Below are 13947 nucleotides of genomic sequence, written 5' to 3'. Positions count from 1 at the left end.
GAATTTGTTTGAAAGAAGAACTTTAAAAGCTTTATTTTCACCCGATAAAATACCCATAAAACAAGAGGAAGCTCAAATGAGCTTCCTCTTGTGAAAAATTGTGGGACAGCAATGGCACCGAAGCACTCCTTTTTTATTATTTAACTCAATTAATTAAAAGTTTTAAAACGCTCTGCATCATCCATAAAGGTTTTTTCACCTGCTGGTGCTTCGATCGAACCAAACACGAGTTGGGCACGTAGCTTCCAGTTTGAAGGCACATCAAAAGCAATCGAAACTTCATCATCAATGATCGGATTATAGTGCTGCAAAGAGGCACCAATATTTTTCTCCGCCAGCGCTGTCCAAGTGGCAAATTGGGCAATTGCTGAAGAATGCTCTGACCATACCGGGAAATTATCTGCATATAATGGGAATTGTGCTTGCAGCTCTTTCACTACTTCCAGATCTTCATAAAATAAGGCTGTACCATAACCTGCTGCAAAACTGTTAATTTTATTATTTGTTCCTTCAAACGCATCAGCTGGCACAATTTTCTTTAAAGTATCACGAACAATATTCCAGAAATTTTGATGCGATTCACCAAACAGGATCACCACGCGGGATGTTTGCGAGTTAAAAGAAGATGGGCTATGACGTACCGCTTCCTTAATTGTATTTTCAACTTCTGTCTGATCTAGGCTTACATTATTACCAATTGTATAGATGCTGCGACGTTGTTTGATCTGATCTAAAAATGCCATGAAGAACCTCTTGTATATCTTGTCTTGTTCAAAGTTGATAAAGAGAGATTAATCTTTTTATCACCCAAAAACAGGCGTATATAAAAAACGTAGTGTTTTATTTATAGAACAATAAGAGGATTTTTAACGTTTAATATTTGTATTGAACCCACTGGCAAACATTTCCAGCGGGTTCTTGGTCTTTATGATTTTAGGTAAATATGCGGAAGCGATCCTGAAAGTTAGGATCTGGACGGGCTTCTGCAGGCTGCTCAATAGAACCAAAACAAAGCTGGGCACGTAGCAGCCAGTTTTCATCTATTTTAAAATGTGCTGCAACTGCCTGATCCACCATTGGATTGTAGTGCTGTAAGGATGCTCCTAATCCTGAATCTGCAAGTGCTGTCCAGACAGCAAACTGCGCCATACCCGAAGTTTGCTCAGACCAGACCGGAAAATCTTCAGCGCTCATTGGCATTTTCTTTTGTAACTGCTGAATAATTGTCTGATCTTCATAAAATAGAACAGTTCCAAAGGCAGCAGCACATTGATCAAGCTTGATTTCAATTCCTTCGAATACCTGAACAGGCATTTCCTGACGTTTGACCTCTTTCACGATTTCCCAGAATTTATAATGTGAATCACCAAACAGAATCACGATTCGTGCACTTTGTGAATTGAATGCTGAAGGACAACTACGTACCGCAGCTTGGATCAGTTCAGCAATATACGCCTGGCTATAATGAACTCGTCTCCCCAAAGCATAAATACTACGGCGCTTTTTCAGCTGATCAATAAAAGTCAGCTCATCTCCCTGTACAGTTTTGCTTTTTTTTGAAAATTTAAAATCTTTCGTCAGGTCTGCCGTAAGTACATGCCCAATCTTATTTAATAACGCCATTTACACTTTCCCCCAATCAACACATGCCTACCAATAGGTGGACTTGTTGATTGTAAAGGTTTTGACTAAAAGGCTTATGACATAAGCTTTCAAGCCTGTTGCTTTTTACAGCAAACAATCGACCTAAAAACAAAAAACTCCGCGCTAAGCGGAGTTTATGTGACTTATTACACGATTATTTATTTTCAGTTTCAAATAATGCAGCAACAAATGATTTGGCAGAGAATGGACGAAGATCGTCAATCTTTTCACCTACACCAATAAAGCGGATTGGAACATGAGTACGGCTGGCAATATTAAACAGCACGCCCCCTTTCGCAGTCCCATCCAGTTTGGTGATCGTAATACCCGTTAGACCGACTGCTTCATCAAACATTTCTACCTGATTAATGGCATTCTGACCCGTACCAGCATCTACAACCAGCATCACTTCATGCGGTGCAGTTGCATCAATCTTCTGCATTACACGTTTCACTTTGGTCAACTCTTGCATCAGATGGCTCTTGTTATGCAAACGGCCTGCTGTATCAGCAATCAGGACATCTACACCTTTGGCACGTGCACTTTCAAAAGCATCAAAAATGACAGAAGCAGAATCGGCACCATGACCCTGAGCAACTACGGCGATATTATTACGTTCACCCCAAATTTGCAGCTGTTCAGTTGCCGCAGCACGGAAGGTATCCCCCGCTGCCAGCATGACTTTCTTGCCTTCACCTTGTAAACGCTTCGCCAGTTTACCAATCGTAGTGGTTTTACCAACACCATTTACACCCACAACCAGAATCACGAAAGGACTTTTGTTCGGGTCAATATGTAACGGTTTTACACGCGGTGCCAATAAAGCCACCAGTTCTTCCTGAAGCGCTTTATATAATGAATGAGAGTAAATCAGGTCTCCACGTGCTGTACGCTCTGTCAGATTGGCAATAATGGTCTTGGTTGCATCTACACCAATATCTGCAACCAATAATTGCTCTTCTACTTCTTCTAGTAATTCGTCATCAATTTCTTTACCACCGATGAGGATATTGACCATACCATCTGCAAAGTTTTTGCGGGTCTTGGTTAAACCTTCCTTCATACGGCTAAAGAAACCGCCTTTAGGAGCAGATTCTTCACTCGGTATTTCTGTTGCGGCAGGCGCTGAAACAACGGCTTGTTCGCGTGGCGTTTCTATAATTGGCACATTGACCGCAGGTAAACTCGGTAATGTGACATCGTCATCTCCGATATCAGCATCAATCAAAAATTTGTTTTGCTCATTAGATTGCTGTTGCATGCCGAATCCTTGAAAAGCATTGCGTTAAAAAATGGGATTCTACCATAAGTTATAAGGTTTTAGCTTTAGATTAAAATTCCATTTCTACTACACCAAAAAGCAACAGCACCGGTTTGCTTTCAATTGCACAATTCTTAAAATGGCTTATAAATACATCTGCTTATTTTGGAATATCCAGTGTTCAAATCACTTATTTTTATGCACGCCTGTCCAATCCAGTTTAAGCGATACATGTATTCGCTTGGTACAATACTGATATGTTTAAGCAGCAGTCAGATTCAGGCACAAACTATAGAAAAATCCAAATCTGAACTGACGCGTAGTACCTTTGAAACCACCCTGAAAAATGGTCTAAAAGTCATTATCCGAGAAGATCACCGTGCGCCGATGGTCATGACCCAGATCTGGTATAAAATCGGCAGTGCGGATGAATCCGGTAACACTCTGGGTATATCACATGTGCTGGAACATATGATGTTCAAGGGCACCAGCAAAGTTCCAAACGATGAATTTACACGGATTAGCCGGATTTATGGGGGCAGTATCAATGCTGCAACCTTTACCAATTACACCAATTATTATCAGCTTTATCCCAAGACTTACTTCCCGATGGCGCTCGAACTCGAAGCAGACCGTATGAGTAATCTGCTGCTACGTCAAAAGGATTTTGAGCCAGAAATCAAAGTGGTTATGGAAGAGCGCCGCCAGCGCACCGAGGATAATCCTCGTTCACGTGCCTTTGAACGTTTTAAATGGATCAGTTATCCCACCAGCCATTATCGCCAACCGGTGATTGGTCATATGAAAACCCTGAACAATATCCAGCTTAATGATGTAAAGCAGTGGTACAAGACCTGGTATACGCCGAACAATGCCATTCTGGTGATTGTTGGTGATGTAGAGTCTGAACAAGCGCTGTTACAAGTACAGAAATACTTTGCTGACACACCTTCACGTGCCACACCGCAACGCAATGATGTACTTGAGTTTGAATACTTGGGCTATCGTCACATGGAAATCAATACCGATGTGCAAGTGCCCAACCTGTACATGACCTGGAATGTCAAATCACTGGCTTCAGCAATCAATCCGCAGGATGCTTATGCTCTGACAATTATCCGGAGTTTGCTGGACAGTGGTATTTCCTCACGGCTGCAAGATCGCTTGGTACGAGATCGCAAGCTACTGACTTCTGTCAGTGTATCGTATGATCCGTATAACCGTGGTGACAGCCTGTTTAGTATTTCTGCATTACCTGCAAATGGCATCAGTTTTGAAGATGCGCAAAAAGCCATTCAGGCAGAAGTTGATGCATTAAAAACTGAAGATATTCCCAAGCATGAACTTGAACGCATCACTACCCGATTTGTTTCCAACCTTATTTATAATCAGGATAGTATTGCTGGTCAGGCTAAAATGATCGGCAATCTGGAAGTGAACGGCTTAAGTTACCGACTGATGGATGAACTTCCTAAATATTATGAAAATGTCAGTATGAGCGATATTCAGCGTGTCGCGAATAGCTATTTTATTCGTGAAAATCTCAGCACCTTATACCTCGCACCGGAAACAAAAGCACAATGATGATCAAGTTCAAGTCTGCATGTTCGAATAGTTTATTAATTGTTGCGTTGAACTGTGCTTCTGTGGTCTGGGCCGAAAGTGTTCAAAATACAGAAGTTATACCGGAAGATAATCCCACCCAGTTGCAATCTATTCCTTTGCTACAAAGTTTAAAAAATCTCAAGAATGAAAGACATTTTCAGGCACCTTATGTACATGAGCTGAATAATCGCTACAAAGTACGTACGCTGTTTGTCGAAACCAAAGATCTGCCGATGGTCGATATTCAACTAACCTTTAATGCTGGTGCAGCACGGGATGAGGAAATTCAGAAGGGTTTGTTTGGTTTGTCCAGTATGGCAGCCAAACTGATCCGGGAAGGAACCGATACATATACTGCGCGGGAAATTGCGGCTGTTTTTGATCAAAGTGGCGCACAATTTAGTGCCCAGGCATATCGGGATATGTTCGTCATCCGCCTACGTGTAATGTCTGATCCGAAAAAACTGGAACCCGCATTGGCAATGATGATGGAAGTACTTAAACATGCTTCCTTTAAAAATCAGAGCATCAGCCTGGCTGTTAGCAACACCAACGTTGGTCAAAAACAGCTACAGGAAAATCCAGGCCGCTTAATGGATATCCGCTTTTATAGAACCCTATATGGTCAGCATCCTTACGCACAGCCAATTACAGGTACCATTGGCGGCACTCAAAAAGTAAATCCTGAACATTTAAAGAAGTTCCGTGATCAGTTTCTGGTTGCGCAAAATATGAATATTGCGATTACCGGAAAACTTAGCCCCAAAGAGGCCTTAGACCTGTCAGAACGCATTGCAGGAAATCTCAAGCAAGGCACACGACCAAAGTCATTGCCTGATCCACAGCTAAAAAATGATATTGAGGTAATCCATATTCCCTATAACTCAAGTCAGGCTCATGTAATGTTCGGGCATATCGGACCCAGTCGCTTTAACAAAGATAGGCTGGCTTTAGAAGTTGCGAATCGTATATTTGGTGGTAGTGGCTTTAATGCGGTATTGATGCAGGAGTTAAGAGTCAAGCGTGGCTTTACTTATGCTGCCTATAGCACTTTTAGCTTTACTCAGGCACCGGGTGTATTTAATTTCCGCTATTCGACCCGTCAAGACCAGCTATTAGACAGTATTCAGGTCGCGCATCAGGCATTGATTAGCTTTGTAAATCAGCCGATAGATACTAAACGACTGGAAGAAACTAAATCTGGCATGTTAAGGGCATTTCCAAATAACTACAGTAGCAATGCCACCATTAACGCCCAGCTCGGAACGATAGGATTTTATATAGAGCCGCGCGATTATCTCGCCACCTATCCAGAACGATTAGCCAAAATCACTGCAAAAGATGTAGAAAATGCAGTACACAAACATCTGCATCCAGACCGTTTAACCGTAGTGGTGGTCAGTCAGGCACTGGATAAAGATAAACTAAAAACAGTCTTAAAAGCGAATTTAACAAGTACGGTTACGACTGAAAAATTAATACTCACACCTTAAATTTTAAGGCTGATCCGCTTTTACTGCAGGTAGCTGGTGTGCACGGACTGATTCCTGCTGGTATGCCTGCATCAGTTTAAGATATTGTCCACGATAAACCGCTGGCCGTTCAAGCAAGGCTATAGCCATATCTTGCGTTTGTGGTAATTGTTGCTGTATGGAAAGTTGCTGAATTTGTTCAGATTGAACCGTAGTGACAGGACGATAAAGTGCAATACTTGCCAGCACCATAATAAATAAAAAAATAAAAATAAAAACGCTGTTATAAATTTGCTCCAGCGTTAATTTGGACAGAAATATCCTGATTTTTTCTACGTCAATAGCCATACACTACCTCTAATTCAAAGTAGTGTATGGCTGCATTGCAATAAGTTCAAGTAATCAACCGGAAATTCGCCTGATTTGCAGACGGCTTACTTTAGTTGAGTATTGCCTGTTCTATTTAAATAAAGCGATAAAAACGGTACTTCCCAGCATACCAGCAGTAATTGCCAGAATCAGGAAGATAGCAAACTTGCTCAGCCCAGACTCTGCACTGGCTGGGTGCAGGCGGTCGGGATCGGCAAGACGTACCAGTTCTGAATTATAAAGTTTGTAGAATTGTTCACGCTGATTCTCGTCTAGCTGACGGGTAAAATCATAGACTGCTTTACGCTGTGCCAGACTATACTCCCCTAGATGGATTTCTTTATGGAAAATAGCTGCATCTAATTTTTTCCGGTGCAGTTGCGCCAATGCCATTACTTGGCCAGCTGTCGGGGGAATATCAAAATCAATTCCATCTAATGTGCGCGACATGTTATTCTCCTTGTTGTTAGCTTAATAGTTACTTCTTATAGTAATAAAAAATATATTTGATGATAGTTTAATCATGTAAACTACATAACAAAAATAAAATTCGATGAAATAATTGACTTTTCAACCATTCTGTAATATTAGTTTAACATTACTCAGTTATATTTGTAGTTAGACTAAAAAGTCTATCCGTAATCATAATTAAAATTAAGGAGTTTTTATATGATTCAACAATTCTCTCCACATGAACTTGAACATCTGTATGCTGAAGCTGTGAATACAATCCAGTCACAAATGAATTTTTCAGATGCTGTCAAACAACTTGAAGATGCTGCACGTGCAGGCCATGGTAAAGCGGCGCTTTTTTTAGCTGAACTTTATTATCAAGGTTTCCGTGTCGAGCGCGACTCAATGAAAGCCCAATACTGGCAAAACATGGCCACCATGCAAGCCTAAAAAAACGTCACCCCGGTGGCGTTTTTTTATATTTACAATATTACTTATACATGATGAAGCATTAACATAACGATTTCTTGCAAAGCTGAAACAGTAATTTCATATAGTTTTCTTAAAATGACAGCGTTGTTCTACGATAGCTTGATCATAATGAAAATGCCAAATATTAAAGATATCCAACCACTGCCTAAAGACCTTGCGGTCAAAATCACCATCCTGAAATCGATGATGTACTGCGGGGTACTTTGGGGACTGTTCCATGAAGGCTGGGGCATGATGCGCGATCAGGATGAAACCCTGTTCCCATTCTGGCTTAACTCATCTCATGCGGCAAATTACGCCAAAAAGAACTGGCCAAATTATACTCCGCGCAAAATCACGCCTGAGGATTTTGAGCGGGCACTGTTACCCACCTTGCATCGTCTGAATGTCACTCCTGTCCTGGTACGTGGCAGTGGCAAACAAATTAAGCTGACAATTGGACAGGTGCGTCATTTCTTTTTTTCAGGACAAGGGCTGCACTTCGCTGCATAACATGTTATTTATAGAGTCAGTACAGCAATTACCTGAAGATAAACAGCTTAAACTTCAGGATAAATAATAACAGCTAAGGACTTAATAATGACGAATGTAGCGCAAGTACTCAAAGACAAGCCCTCTCAAGAAATCTATACCATTCATCCAGAAGCAACGGTTCTTGAAGCCATTACTTTAATGGCAGATAAAGATATCGGTGCGATTGTAGTGGTCGAAGAAGATAAAGTGGTCGGAATTCTTTCCGAGCGTGATTACACTCGAAAGATTGTGCTGATGGAACGTACTTCCTTTGATACGACTGTCAGCCAGATCATGACTTCTAATGTAATCACGGTAGATTGCCACACTTCTGTGCCGGACTGTCTCAGCTTAATGACCAATAAACATTTGCGTCATTTACCAGTGGTAGAAGCAGGAAAACTGGTGGGATTGGCTTCAATTGGTGACTTAGTTAAAGCAGCCATGAATGATCAGCAAATTTTGATTGATCAACTACAACAATATATTTCGGGTTAAATATTAATTCAAAAAGCCATTTTGTAATGACATTAGATTGACAAAGAAATGATAAACATAAAAAACCGCTCAATTTGAGCGGTTTTTTATTTACAGATATAGCTAGATTAGTTGAGACCTAACTTTTCAGCCACATAGTCAGAGTCTTTATCACCACGACCTGATAGATTCACAACAATTTTCACATCTTTTGGCAATTTACCTGCTTCACGAATCGCCCAAGCCACCGCATGTGAACTTTCCAACGCAGGCACAATACCTTCTACACGTGATAAAGTCATAAAGGCATCCAGACATTCCTGATCTGTTGCCGTCGTATATTCCACACGACCCAAATCTTTAAGCAGACTATGCTGCGGACCGACACCTGGATAATCCAGACCAGATGCAATTGAATGCACTGGTAAAGGTTCACCCTGCTCATCTTCTAATACATAACATGCCATACCATGAATCTGGCTGGGCTTACCTAAAGTCAGCGTTGCAGAGTGTTTGTCAGTATCCAGACCATGACCTGCCGGCTCTACACCCACCAGTTTTACTTCTGGTTCATTTAAAAACGCAGTAAATGCGCCCACCGCATTGGAACCGCCCCCTACACAAGCTACGACATAATCCGGGTTTGCACCAAAACGATCATTACTTTGTACCTTGATTTCATCACCAATAATCGACTGAAAATCACGTACCATCATTGGAAATGGATGCGGCCCTACTACCGAGCCGATTGCATAGATGTAGTTTTTCGGGTCTTTTAAATATTCTTCAAAGGCACTATCTACCGCATCTTTCAAGGTAGCTGTACCACGAGTGACTGAAATCAGTTTGGCACCGAGAATTTTCATTTTCACCACATTCGGGTGTTCTTTCTCGATATCCACCTGCCCCATATGAATTTCACATGGAATACCAACCAATGCACACGCCGTTGCCAAAGCAACACCATGTTGCCCGGCACCTGTTTCAGCAATCACTTTGGTTTTACCCATGTATTTTGCTAACAGTGCTTCACCCAAACAGTGATTGATTTTGTGCGCACCTGTGTGGTTTAGATCTTCACGTTTTAAGTAGATCTGCGCCCCACCGAGTTGGTCAGATAGACGTTTGGCATGAAATAATGGACTCGGACGACCAACATAGTTTGCAAACAGGTCTTTTAATTCATTCTGAAACTCAGCAGTTTGACGAATTTCCTGATAGGCAACATTAATATCATCCATTGCCTGTTTTAGATCTGGCGGAATAAACTGACCGCCGTAGTTCCCAAAAAAACCCTCTTCATTTGGCAATGCAATACCATTAATTTGATGATCCATAGCGATCCTTAACAATCTGAACTAAATTTATAAAAACTACTTTATATTAAAATGTTTTGTTTTAAAGGACTAATAACTATAAATAAAGTCATCAATAGATAAATGGAATCAGCGCGCCAGATATTTGGTTATATCTTCAATGCCTTTTAGGGTCATTGGATACATATGCTTTTCAAAGATCTGCTGAATCAATCCGATGGTTTGCGTATAGTGCCAGTAACGCTCTTCTTCCGGATTTAACCAGGCCGTTTTTTCAAAATGCTGACGCAGACGCTGTAACCAGACCTGTCCTGCTTCATCATTCATATATTCCACCGAGCCTCCCACTGAATGCAGCTCATATGGCGCCATACTGGCATCACCAACCACGATTACCCGATAATCGCGACCATAAGTGTTCAGCAGATCCCAGGTATTCATACGGGTGCTGGAACGGCGAAAATTATCTTTCCAGACATAGTCATACAAACAGTTATGGAAATAAAAATATTCCAAAGTCTTAAACTCGGTTTTGGCAGCACTAAACAGTTTCTCACACTGGGTAATGTGTGCATCCATGGAGCCGCCAACATCAAATAGCATAAGCACTTTGATGCGATTACGGCGTTCCGGCACCAATTGCACATCCAGAATGCCCTGCTTGGCTGTTTCACGAATGGTACTGTCAATATCCAGTTCTTCAGCAGCACCCTGACGGGCAAACTTACGCAGGCGACGCAGTGCCAACTGCATCTGACGGCTACCCAAAATTTGGTCATCATCCAGATTACGGTATTGACGCTGTTCCCAGACTTTGACTGCTGAACGCTTACGCCCCGGCCCGCCAATACGCACACCTTCAGGATGATCGCCATAGGCACCAAAAGGTGAAGTGCCGCCAGTACCAATCATTTTATTGCCGCCCTGATGTTTTTTATGCTGCTCGCGCAAGCGCTCTTCCAGCATTTTCATCAGTTCTTCTAGTGAACCGGCTTTTTTCAGCTCTTCACGCTGTTCTGGTGTCAGATGCTTTTCCAATAGTTCCAGATCAAACCAGTCTTTGGGCAGCTTATGCACCTGATTCAGCAATTCATCCAGATCGAAAGTGGCGATCCCATCAAAATAGTCTTTCATGGCACGATCGAACTTATCGAAATAGCGCTCGTCTTTGACCATGACGGTTTTGGCCAGCTGATAGAACTCGTCCTGATCGGCAAAGACCAGTCCTGCGGCAACTGCCTGATTCAGATCAATCAGCTCACGGGTCGATACCGGTACGCCGTATTTGCGTAAGGTATAAAACAGTCGCACGAACATGCGTGTTTCTCCCTTAACGGCGTGACATGAATGCTAGGCGTTCAAGCAGCTGGACATCCTGCTCGTTTTTGATCAGCGCACCATACAGCGGTGGAATGGCATTAGATTTATCGGCATTACGCAATACATCTTCTGGCATATCATCTGCCATTAACAGACTTAACCAGTCAATTAATTCGGAAGTTGAAGGTGGTTTTTTCAGGCCCGGAACCTGACGTAATTTAAAGAATACTTGCAATGCCTCATTTACCAAGGTTGCTGAAATATTCTCGAAATGCACATCAATGATGTCACGCATGGTTGCTTCATCAGGAAATTCGATGTAATGGAAAAAACAGCGGCGCAGGAAAGCATCCGGCAATTCCTTTTCATTATTTGAGGTGATGATGACAATTGGACGCTGTTTTGCAGTAATAGTTTCGCCTGTTTCATACACAAAGAACGACATCTTATCGAGTTCATGTAACAGGTCATTTGGGAATTCAATATCTGCCTTGTCTATTTCATCAATCAGCAATACACAGCGCTCTTCACTGCTAAATGCTTCCCACAGTTTTCCTGGCTTGATGTAGTTTTTGATGTCATAGACACGGTCATCGCCCAATTGGCTGTCACGCAGACGCGATACTGCATCGTATTCGTAAAGGCCTTGCTGGGCTTTGGTGGTGGACTTGATGTGCCAGGTGATGAGCTTCATTCCTAGGCTTTCAGCCACCTGTTCTGCCAGCAGGGTTTTACCTGTGCCCGGCTCACCTTTGACCAGCAGCGGTTTTTGTAAACTGCGTGCGGCTTTGACAGCCAATTTTAAACTATCAGTTGCAATATACTGACTTGTACCAGAAAACTGTTGATGATCCACAGACATGATTTAACCTTATTTTTTTATTTACAGTGGTGAAGTTTTTTTGTTTACAGCAATCTTTGCTTTATTTGTTACATAGCTTGACCAGCAATAGCCGATCAGTGAAGCAATACCAATCACAAACAGAATGAGTGAGGCATTGATCCAGACCAGTTCTTGTTCCTTGGTCAATACACCAAATATCAGTCCGAAAATCGCTGGGGCTAATGAGGCATTCGGGCCTTCGGATACTGTCGGCGTTAGCAGGATGGCAAACACTAAAATCCAGAGAAAGCCACCTGCCGGTTTTGGCAGGCGCTTAGTCACGCCATACCAGCACAACAGTGCAATTATACTGCCAATCAGGTATACCGCGATGGCAATCGATTCTTCAGGAATTGAATCTAATACAGTTACATAACCATTCATTTCACAACTCCTGAATAAATATTAAGCACCACGAAGACCTTCTGGTTCTACAGCATTCGGGTTAATCAAACCTTCAGGCGGCATTTGCAGGAAGAAACCACGGGTTTCAATCGAGTCGATCACGTGCAGCACATTAGCACGTGCCAGCTTGCGGGTTTCGCTCAGTTCAAGATGCATGACAAAAGTCGCACGACCAAATGCTACGCGGACAGCTTCGCCCAGTACGTGAAGTGGATCGAAAGTTTCAGCTTCATTTTCTTCAGCTGGACGAGCCACATAAAGGTACATTTCATCCTTTTTGCTCGATTTGTAGATAGACACTTGCATGATTTTGATTTAGACAACAATTTAGAAAAATCAGTAGCAAGGATACCTTAAAACGTCACCTGAGGCATTAGCCATAATTAACGCATCAGTCGTGATTTTGTATAATTGCTCTTTCTTTAATCAGTTTTGCAGTTAAGTTTCTATCCAGGCTTTAGTCGACAACTTTCATCTGTCTAGAAAGATAGGATTCATCCTGACGTAGCAGCTCAACCAGGGGCTTGGTCAGATGATCATAACGCCAGCCAAGTAAAAATTCCGGCAAATCCTGTTCATCATTGTGGAAAACAACATGCTGGTACAACGCATTCATCCATTTTTTGCGCATCAGGACTTCTTTCGGGATGGAAGTTTCATCTACAACATTTTGAATGATGGCATCAATTTTTGTACCGACTTCACTTGAAGAATGACGGATTGGACGTGCCAGACGTAATGGCCACTCGGATTGATCTGGCAAAAATTTCAGCAAATCCAGAATCATCTTGCCATGATCACGAATAATATTGGCACGCAGATCTTTCACAGTGCTGAGCTGGAACATATTCTTAGGGTTCTTTTCCACCAGATTAATCATGGCAGAGTTTTTCATGATGAAACTGCGCGGAATATTCAGTGCCTTGGCAATCTGCTCACGCCATACTGCAAGCTGCTGTAGCTGCATCAGCTGACGGCGTGAATGACGATAGTTGCCAACATCCTGATATAACAAGGCTGTTGGTGTTTCCTCGCCAATTTCCCGGGTCATGAAGCGGCAATCTTCCAGTGCCAAGTCTAACAGGTGCTTTTGTTTCAACTCCTGCTTGATCTGATCACCCAAGTGCACCAGATAATGCACATCATTGGCTGCATACAACAATTGTTCATGACTTAAAGGACGTGCCAACCAGTTTGAACGGGTTTGATCTTTTTCAATTTCTACATCCAGCATCTGCTTCAAGGCATTCTGATAGCTGACCTGCAAACCATGCCCCAGAAACGCCATCCCTACTTGGGTATCAAAAACATTACTTAGAGATTTTTGCTGGGTATAGTGATAGATCAGATCAATGTCTTCTCCACAGGCATGGAAAATGTTCTGTTGTGCTGCAAAGAGACGCTTGAAGAACTCGGTCAGATCCAGCGTTGTGCCGTCGAGCAGATAGACATTGCCACAGACATTAATCTGGAACACACCAAGTTTCGGCCATAAAGTATCGACCTTGATGAACTCTGTATCCAAAGCATAAACCGAGCTTTGATCCATTTGTGCGAGTACTTGATCGAGTCCAGCTTGATCTTGAATAAATTGAAACATAAATGACTGAATCAGCGTAATGTGGATGTCCGAATATAGTTATCTTAACTGATATTTATAATATTTATGATAAAAAAATAAACATTTAGCTATAAAATTTCGCAATAACAATATCGATAAATTAAATGAATATTCTT

The 13947-nt window shown here is 42.0% G+C and carries 16 protein-coding genes; 5 read left to right on the top strand and 11 right to left on the bottom strand.

What is annotated here, in order from left to right; all coding sequences use genetic code 11:
• Positions 1–149: 149 nt before the first annotated feature.
• From ACTJIX_RS11065 to ftsY, 3 genes are all read right to left on the bottom strand, one after another.
• Positions 150–743 (bottom strand): nitroreductase family protein, encoded by a 594-nt coding sequence (locus tag ACTJIX_RS11065; protein WP_004815864.1) that lies wholly within the window; start codon positions 741–743, stop codon positions 150–152.
• Between the two features lie 190 nt (positions 744–933).
• Positions 934–1623: a nitroreductase family protein gene (locus tag ACTJIX_RS11060; RefSeq protein ID WP_004815863.1), complete on the bottom strand. Its 690-nt coding sequence runs from the start codon at positions 1621–1623 to the stop codon at positions 934–936.
• A 175-nt stretch (positions 1624–1798) separates the two neighbouring features.
• Positions 1799–2905 (bottom strand): signal recognition particle-docking protein FtsY, encoded by a 1107-nt coding sequence (gene ftsY, locus ACTJIX_RS11055; RefSeq protein WP_004815860.1) that lies wholly within the window; start codon positions 2903–2905, stop codon positions 1799–1801.
• Between the two features lie 198 nt (positions 2906–3103).
• Here ftsY and ACTJIX_RS11050 point away from each other — a divergent pair, with 198 nt between their 5' ends.
• Both ACTJIX_RS11050 and ACTJIX_RS11045 read left to right on the top strand, forming a co-directional pair.
• On the top strand, positions 3104–4489 hold the full coding sequence (locus ACTJIX_RS11050) for a M16 family metallopeptidase (protein WP_440611450.1): 1386 nt from the start codon (positions 3104–3106) through the stop codon (positions 4487–4489).
• Positions 4486–6003, top strand: coding sequence for a M16 family metallopeptidase (locus ACTJIX_RS11045; RefSeq protein ID WP_005222350.1), 1518 nt, complete (start codon positions 4486–4488; stop codon positions 6001–6003). Before ACTJIX_RS11050 ends, ACTJIX_RS11045 begins: the two co-directional genes overlap by 4 nt.
• A gap of 3 nt (positions 6004–6006) precedes the next feature.
• On the opposite strand, the gene ACTJIX_RS11040 is transcribed toward ACTJIX_RS11045, so the two are convergent.
• Both ACTJIX_RS11040 and ACTJIX_RS11035 read right to left on the bottom strand, forming a co-directional pair.
• Positions 6007–6330 carry a hypothetical protein gene (locus tag ACTJIX_RS11040; protein ID WP_004815854.1) on the bottom strand — a complete coding sequence of 108 codons (324 nt, stop codon included), beginning with the start codon at positions 6328–6330 and terminating at the stop codon, positions 6007–6009.
• A 111-nt stretch (positions 6331–6441) separates the two neighbouring features.
• On the bottom strand, positions 6442–6801 hold the full coding sequence (locus tag ACTJIX_RS11035) for a hypothetical protein (RefSeq protein WP_004815853.1): 360 nt from the start codon (positions 6799–6801) through the stop codon (positions 6442–6444).
• A 219-nt stretch (positions 6802–7020) separates the two neighbouring features.
• Between ACTJIX_RS11035 and ACTJIX_RS11030 the strand changes: the two genes are divergently transcribed.
• The 3 genes from ACTJIX_RS11030 (at position 7021) to ACTJIX_RS11020 (ending at position 8307) form a co-directional block, all read left to right on the top strand.
• A complete protein-coding gene (locus tag ACTJIX_RS11030) occupies positions 7021–7254 on the top strand; it encodes a hypothetical protein (protein WP_004815850.1) in 234 nt (77 codons plus the stop codon).
• 150 nt (positions 7255–7404) lie between these two features.
• Entirely contained in the window at positions 7405–7788 is a 384-nt protein-coding gene (locus tag ACTJIX_RS11025; RefSeq protein WP_008304198.1) for a DUF2750 domain-containing protein, read from the top strand.
• 87 nt (positions 7789–7875) lie between these two features.
• The gene (locus ACTJIX_RS11020; RefSeq protein WP_004815846.1) at positions 7876–8307 is read left to right on the top strand and encodes a CBS domain-containing protein; all 432 of its coding nucleotides are present in this window, start codon (positions 7876–7878) and stop codon (positions 8305–8307) included.
• 107 nt (positions 8308–8414) lie between these two features.
• Here the strand turns inward: ACTJIX_RS11020 and trpB are convergent, their stop codons facing one another.
• The 6 genes from trpB to ACTJIX_RS10990 all read right to left on the bottom strand — a co-directional run bounded on the left by trpB (position 8415) and on the right by ACTJIX_RS10990 (position 13810).
• Positions 8415–9623 (bottom strand): tryptophan synthase subunit beta, encoded by a 1209-nt coding sequence (trpB, locus tag ACTJIX_RS11015; RefSeq protein WP_008304195.1) that lies wholly within the window; start codon positions 9621–9623, stop codon positions 8415–8417.
• A 108-nt stretch (positions 9624–9731) separates the two neighbouring features.
• Positions 9732–10919 carry a vWA domain-containing protein gene (locus ACTJIX_RS11010; protein WP_262478841.1) on the bottom strand — a complete coding sequence of 396 codons (1188 nt, stop codon included), beginning with the start codon at positions 10917–10919 and terminating at the stop codon, positions 9732–9734.
• Positions 10920–10932: 13 nt separating this feature from the next.
• Positions 10933–11784: an AAA family ATPase gene (locus tag ACTJIX_RS11005; RefSeq protein ID WP_440611449.1), complete on the bottom strand. Its 852-nt coding sequence runs from the start codon at positions 11782–11784 to the stop codon at positions 10933–10935.
• A 21-nt stretch (positions 11785–11805) separates the two neighbouring features.
• Complete coding sequence (locus ACTJIX_RS11000) at positions 11806–12189, bottom strand: hypothetical protein (RefSeq protein ID WP_004815838.1); 384 nt, start codon at positions 12187–12189, stop codon at positions 11806–11808.
• Positions 12190–12210: 21 nt separating this feature from the next.
• The gene (locus tag ACTJIX_RS10995) at positions 12211–12516 is read right to left on the bottom strand and encodes a YcgL domain-containing protein (RefSeq protein WP_026056700.1); all 306 of its coding nucleotides are present in this window, start codon (positions 12514–12516) and stop codon (positions 12211–12213) included.
• A gap of 151 nt (positions 12517–12667) precedes the next feature.
• The gene (locus tag ACTJIX_RS10990; RefSeq protein WP_004815835.1) at positions 12668–13810 is read right to left on the bottom strand and encodes a ribonuclease D; all 1143 of its coding nucleotides are present in this window, start codon (positions 13808–13810) and stop codon (positions 12668–12670) included.
• Positions 13811–13947: the final 137 nt, after the last annotated feature.

Source organism: Acinetobacter sp. 22323 (genome assembly GCF_052044895.1).
GTDB classification, from domain to species: Bacteria; Pseudomonadota; Gammaproteobacteria; order Pseudomonadales; family Moraxellaceae; genus Acinetobacter; species Acinetobacter schindleri.
This window is presented reverse-complemented; position numbering and strand designations above follow the sequence as displayed.

What these genes read in the sequence shown, in the direction of transcription:
- ACTJIX_RS11060 (WP_004815863.1), bottom strand. Translation starts at nt 1,623, where the DNA reads ATGGCGTTATTAAATAAGATTGGGCATGTACTTACGGCAGACCTGACG.
- ACTJIX_RS11000 (WP_004815838.1), bottom strand. Translation starts at nt 12,189, where the DNA reads ATGAATGGTTATGTAACTGTATTAGATTCAATTCCTGAAGAATCGATT.
- ACTJIX_RS10990 (WP_004815835.1), bottom strand. Translation starts at nt 13,810, where the DNA reads ATGTTTCAATTTATTCAAGATCAAGCTGGACTCGATCAAGTACTCGCA.
- ACTJIX_RS11040 (WP_004815854.1), bottom strand. Translation starts at nt 6,330, where the DNA reads ATGGCTATTGACGTAGAAAAAATCAGGATATTTCTGTCCAAATTAACG.
- ACTJIX_RS11020 (WP_004815846.1), top strand. Translation starts at nt 7,876, where the DNA reads ATGACGAATGTAGCGCAAGTACTCAAAGACAAGCCCTCTCAAGAAATC.
- ACTJIX_RS11065 (WP_004815864.1), bottom strand. Translation starts at nt 743, where the DNA reads ATGGCATTTTTAGATCAGATCAAACAACGTCGCAGCATCTATACAATT.
- ACTJIX_RS10995 (WP_026056700.1), bottom strand. Translation starts at nt 12,516, where the DNA reads ATGCAAGTGTCTATCTACAAATCGAGCAAAAAGGATGAAATGTACCTT.
- ACTJIX_RS11045 (WP_005222350.1), top strand. Translation starts at nt 4,486, where the DNA reads ATGATGATCAAGTTCAAGTCTGCATGTTCGAATAGTTTATTAATTGTT.
- ACTJIX_RS11035 (WP_004815853.1), bottom strand. Translation starts at nt 6,801, where the DNA reads ATGTCGCGCACATTAGATGGAATTGATTTTGATATTCCCCCGACAGCT.
- ftsY (WP_004815860.1), bottom strand. Translation starts at nt 2,905, where the DNA reads ATGCAACAGCAATCTAATGAGCAAAACAAATTTTTGATTGATGCTGAT.
- ACTJIX_RS11050 (WP_440611450.1), top strand. Translation starts at nt 3,104, where the DNA reads ATGCACGCCTGTCCAATCCAGTTTAAGCGATACATGTATTCGCTTGGT.
- trpB (WP_008304195.1), bottom strand. Translation starts at nt 9,623, where the DNA reads ATGGATCATCAAATTAATGGTATTGCATTGCCAAATGAAGAGGGTTTT.
- ACTJIX_RS11005 (WP_440611449.1), bottom strand. Translation starts at nt 11,784, where the DNA reads ATGTCTGTGGATCATCAACAGTTTTCTGGTACAAGTCAGTATATTGCA.
- ACTJIX_RS11010 (WP_262478841.1), bottom strand. Translation starts at nt 10,919, where the DNA reads ATGTTCGTGCGACTGTTTTATACCTTACGCAAATACGGCGTACCGGTA.
- ACTJIX_RS11025 (WP_008304198.1), top strand. Translation starts at nt 7,405, where the DNA reads ATGAAAATGCCAAATATTAAAGATATCCAACCACTGCCTAAAGACCTT.
- ACTJIX_RS11030 (WP_004815850.1), top strand. Translation starts at nt 7,021, where the DNA reads ATGATTCAACAATTCTCTCCACATGAACTTGAACATCTGTATGCTGAA.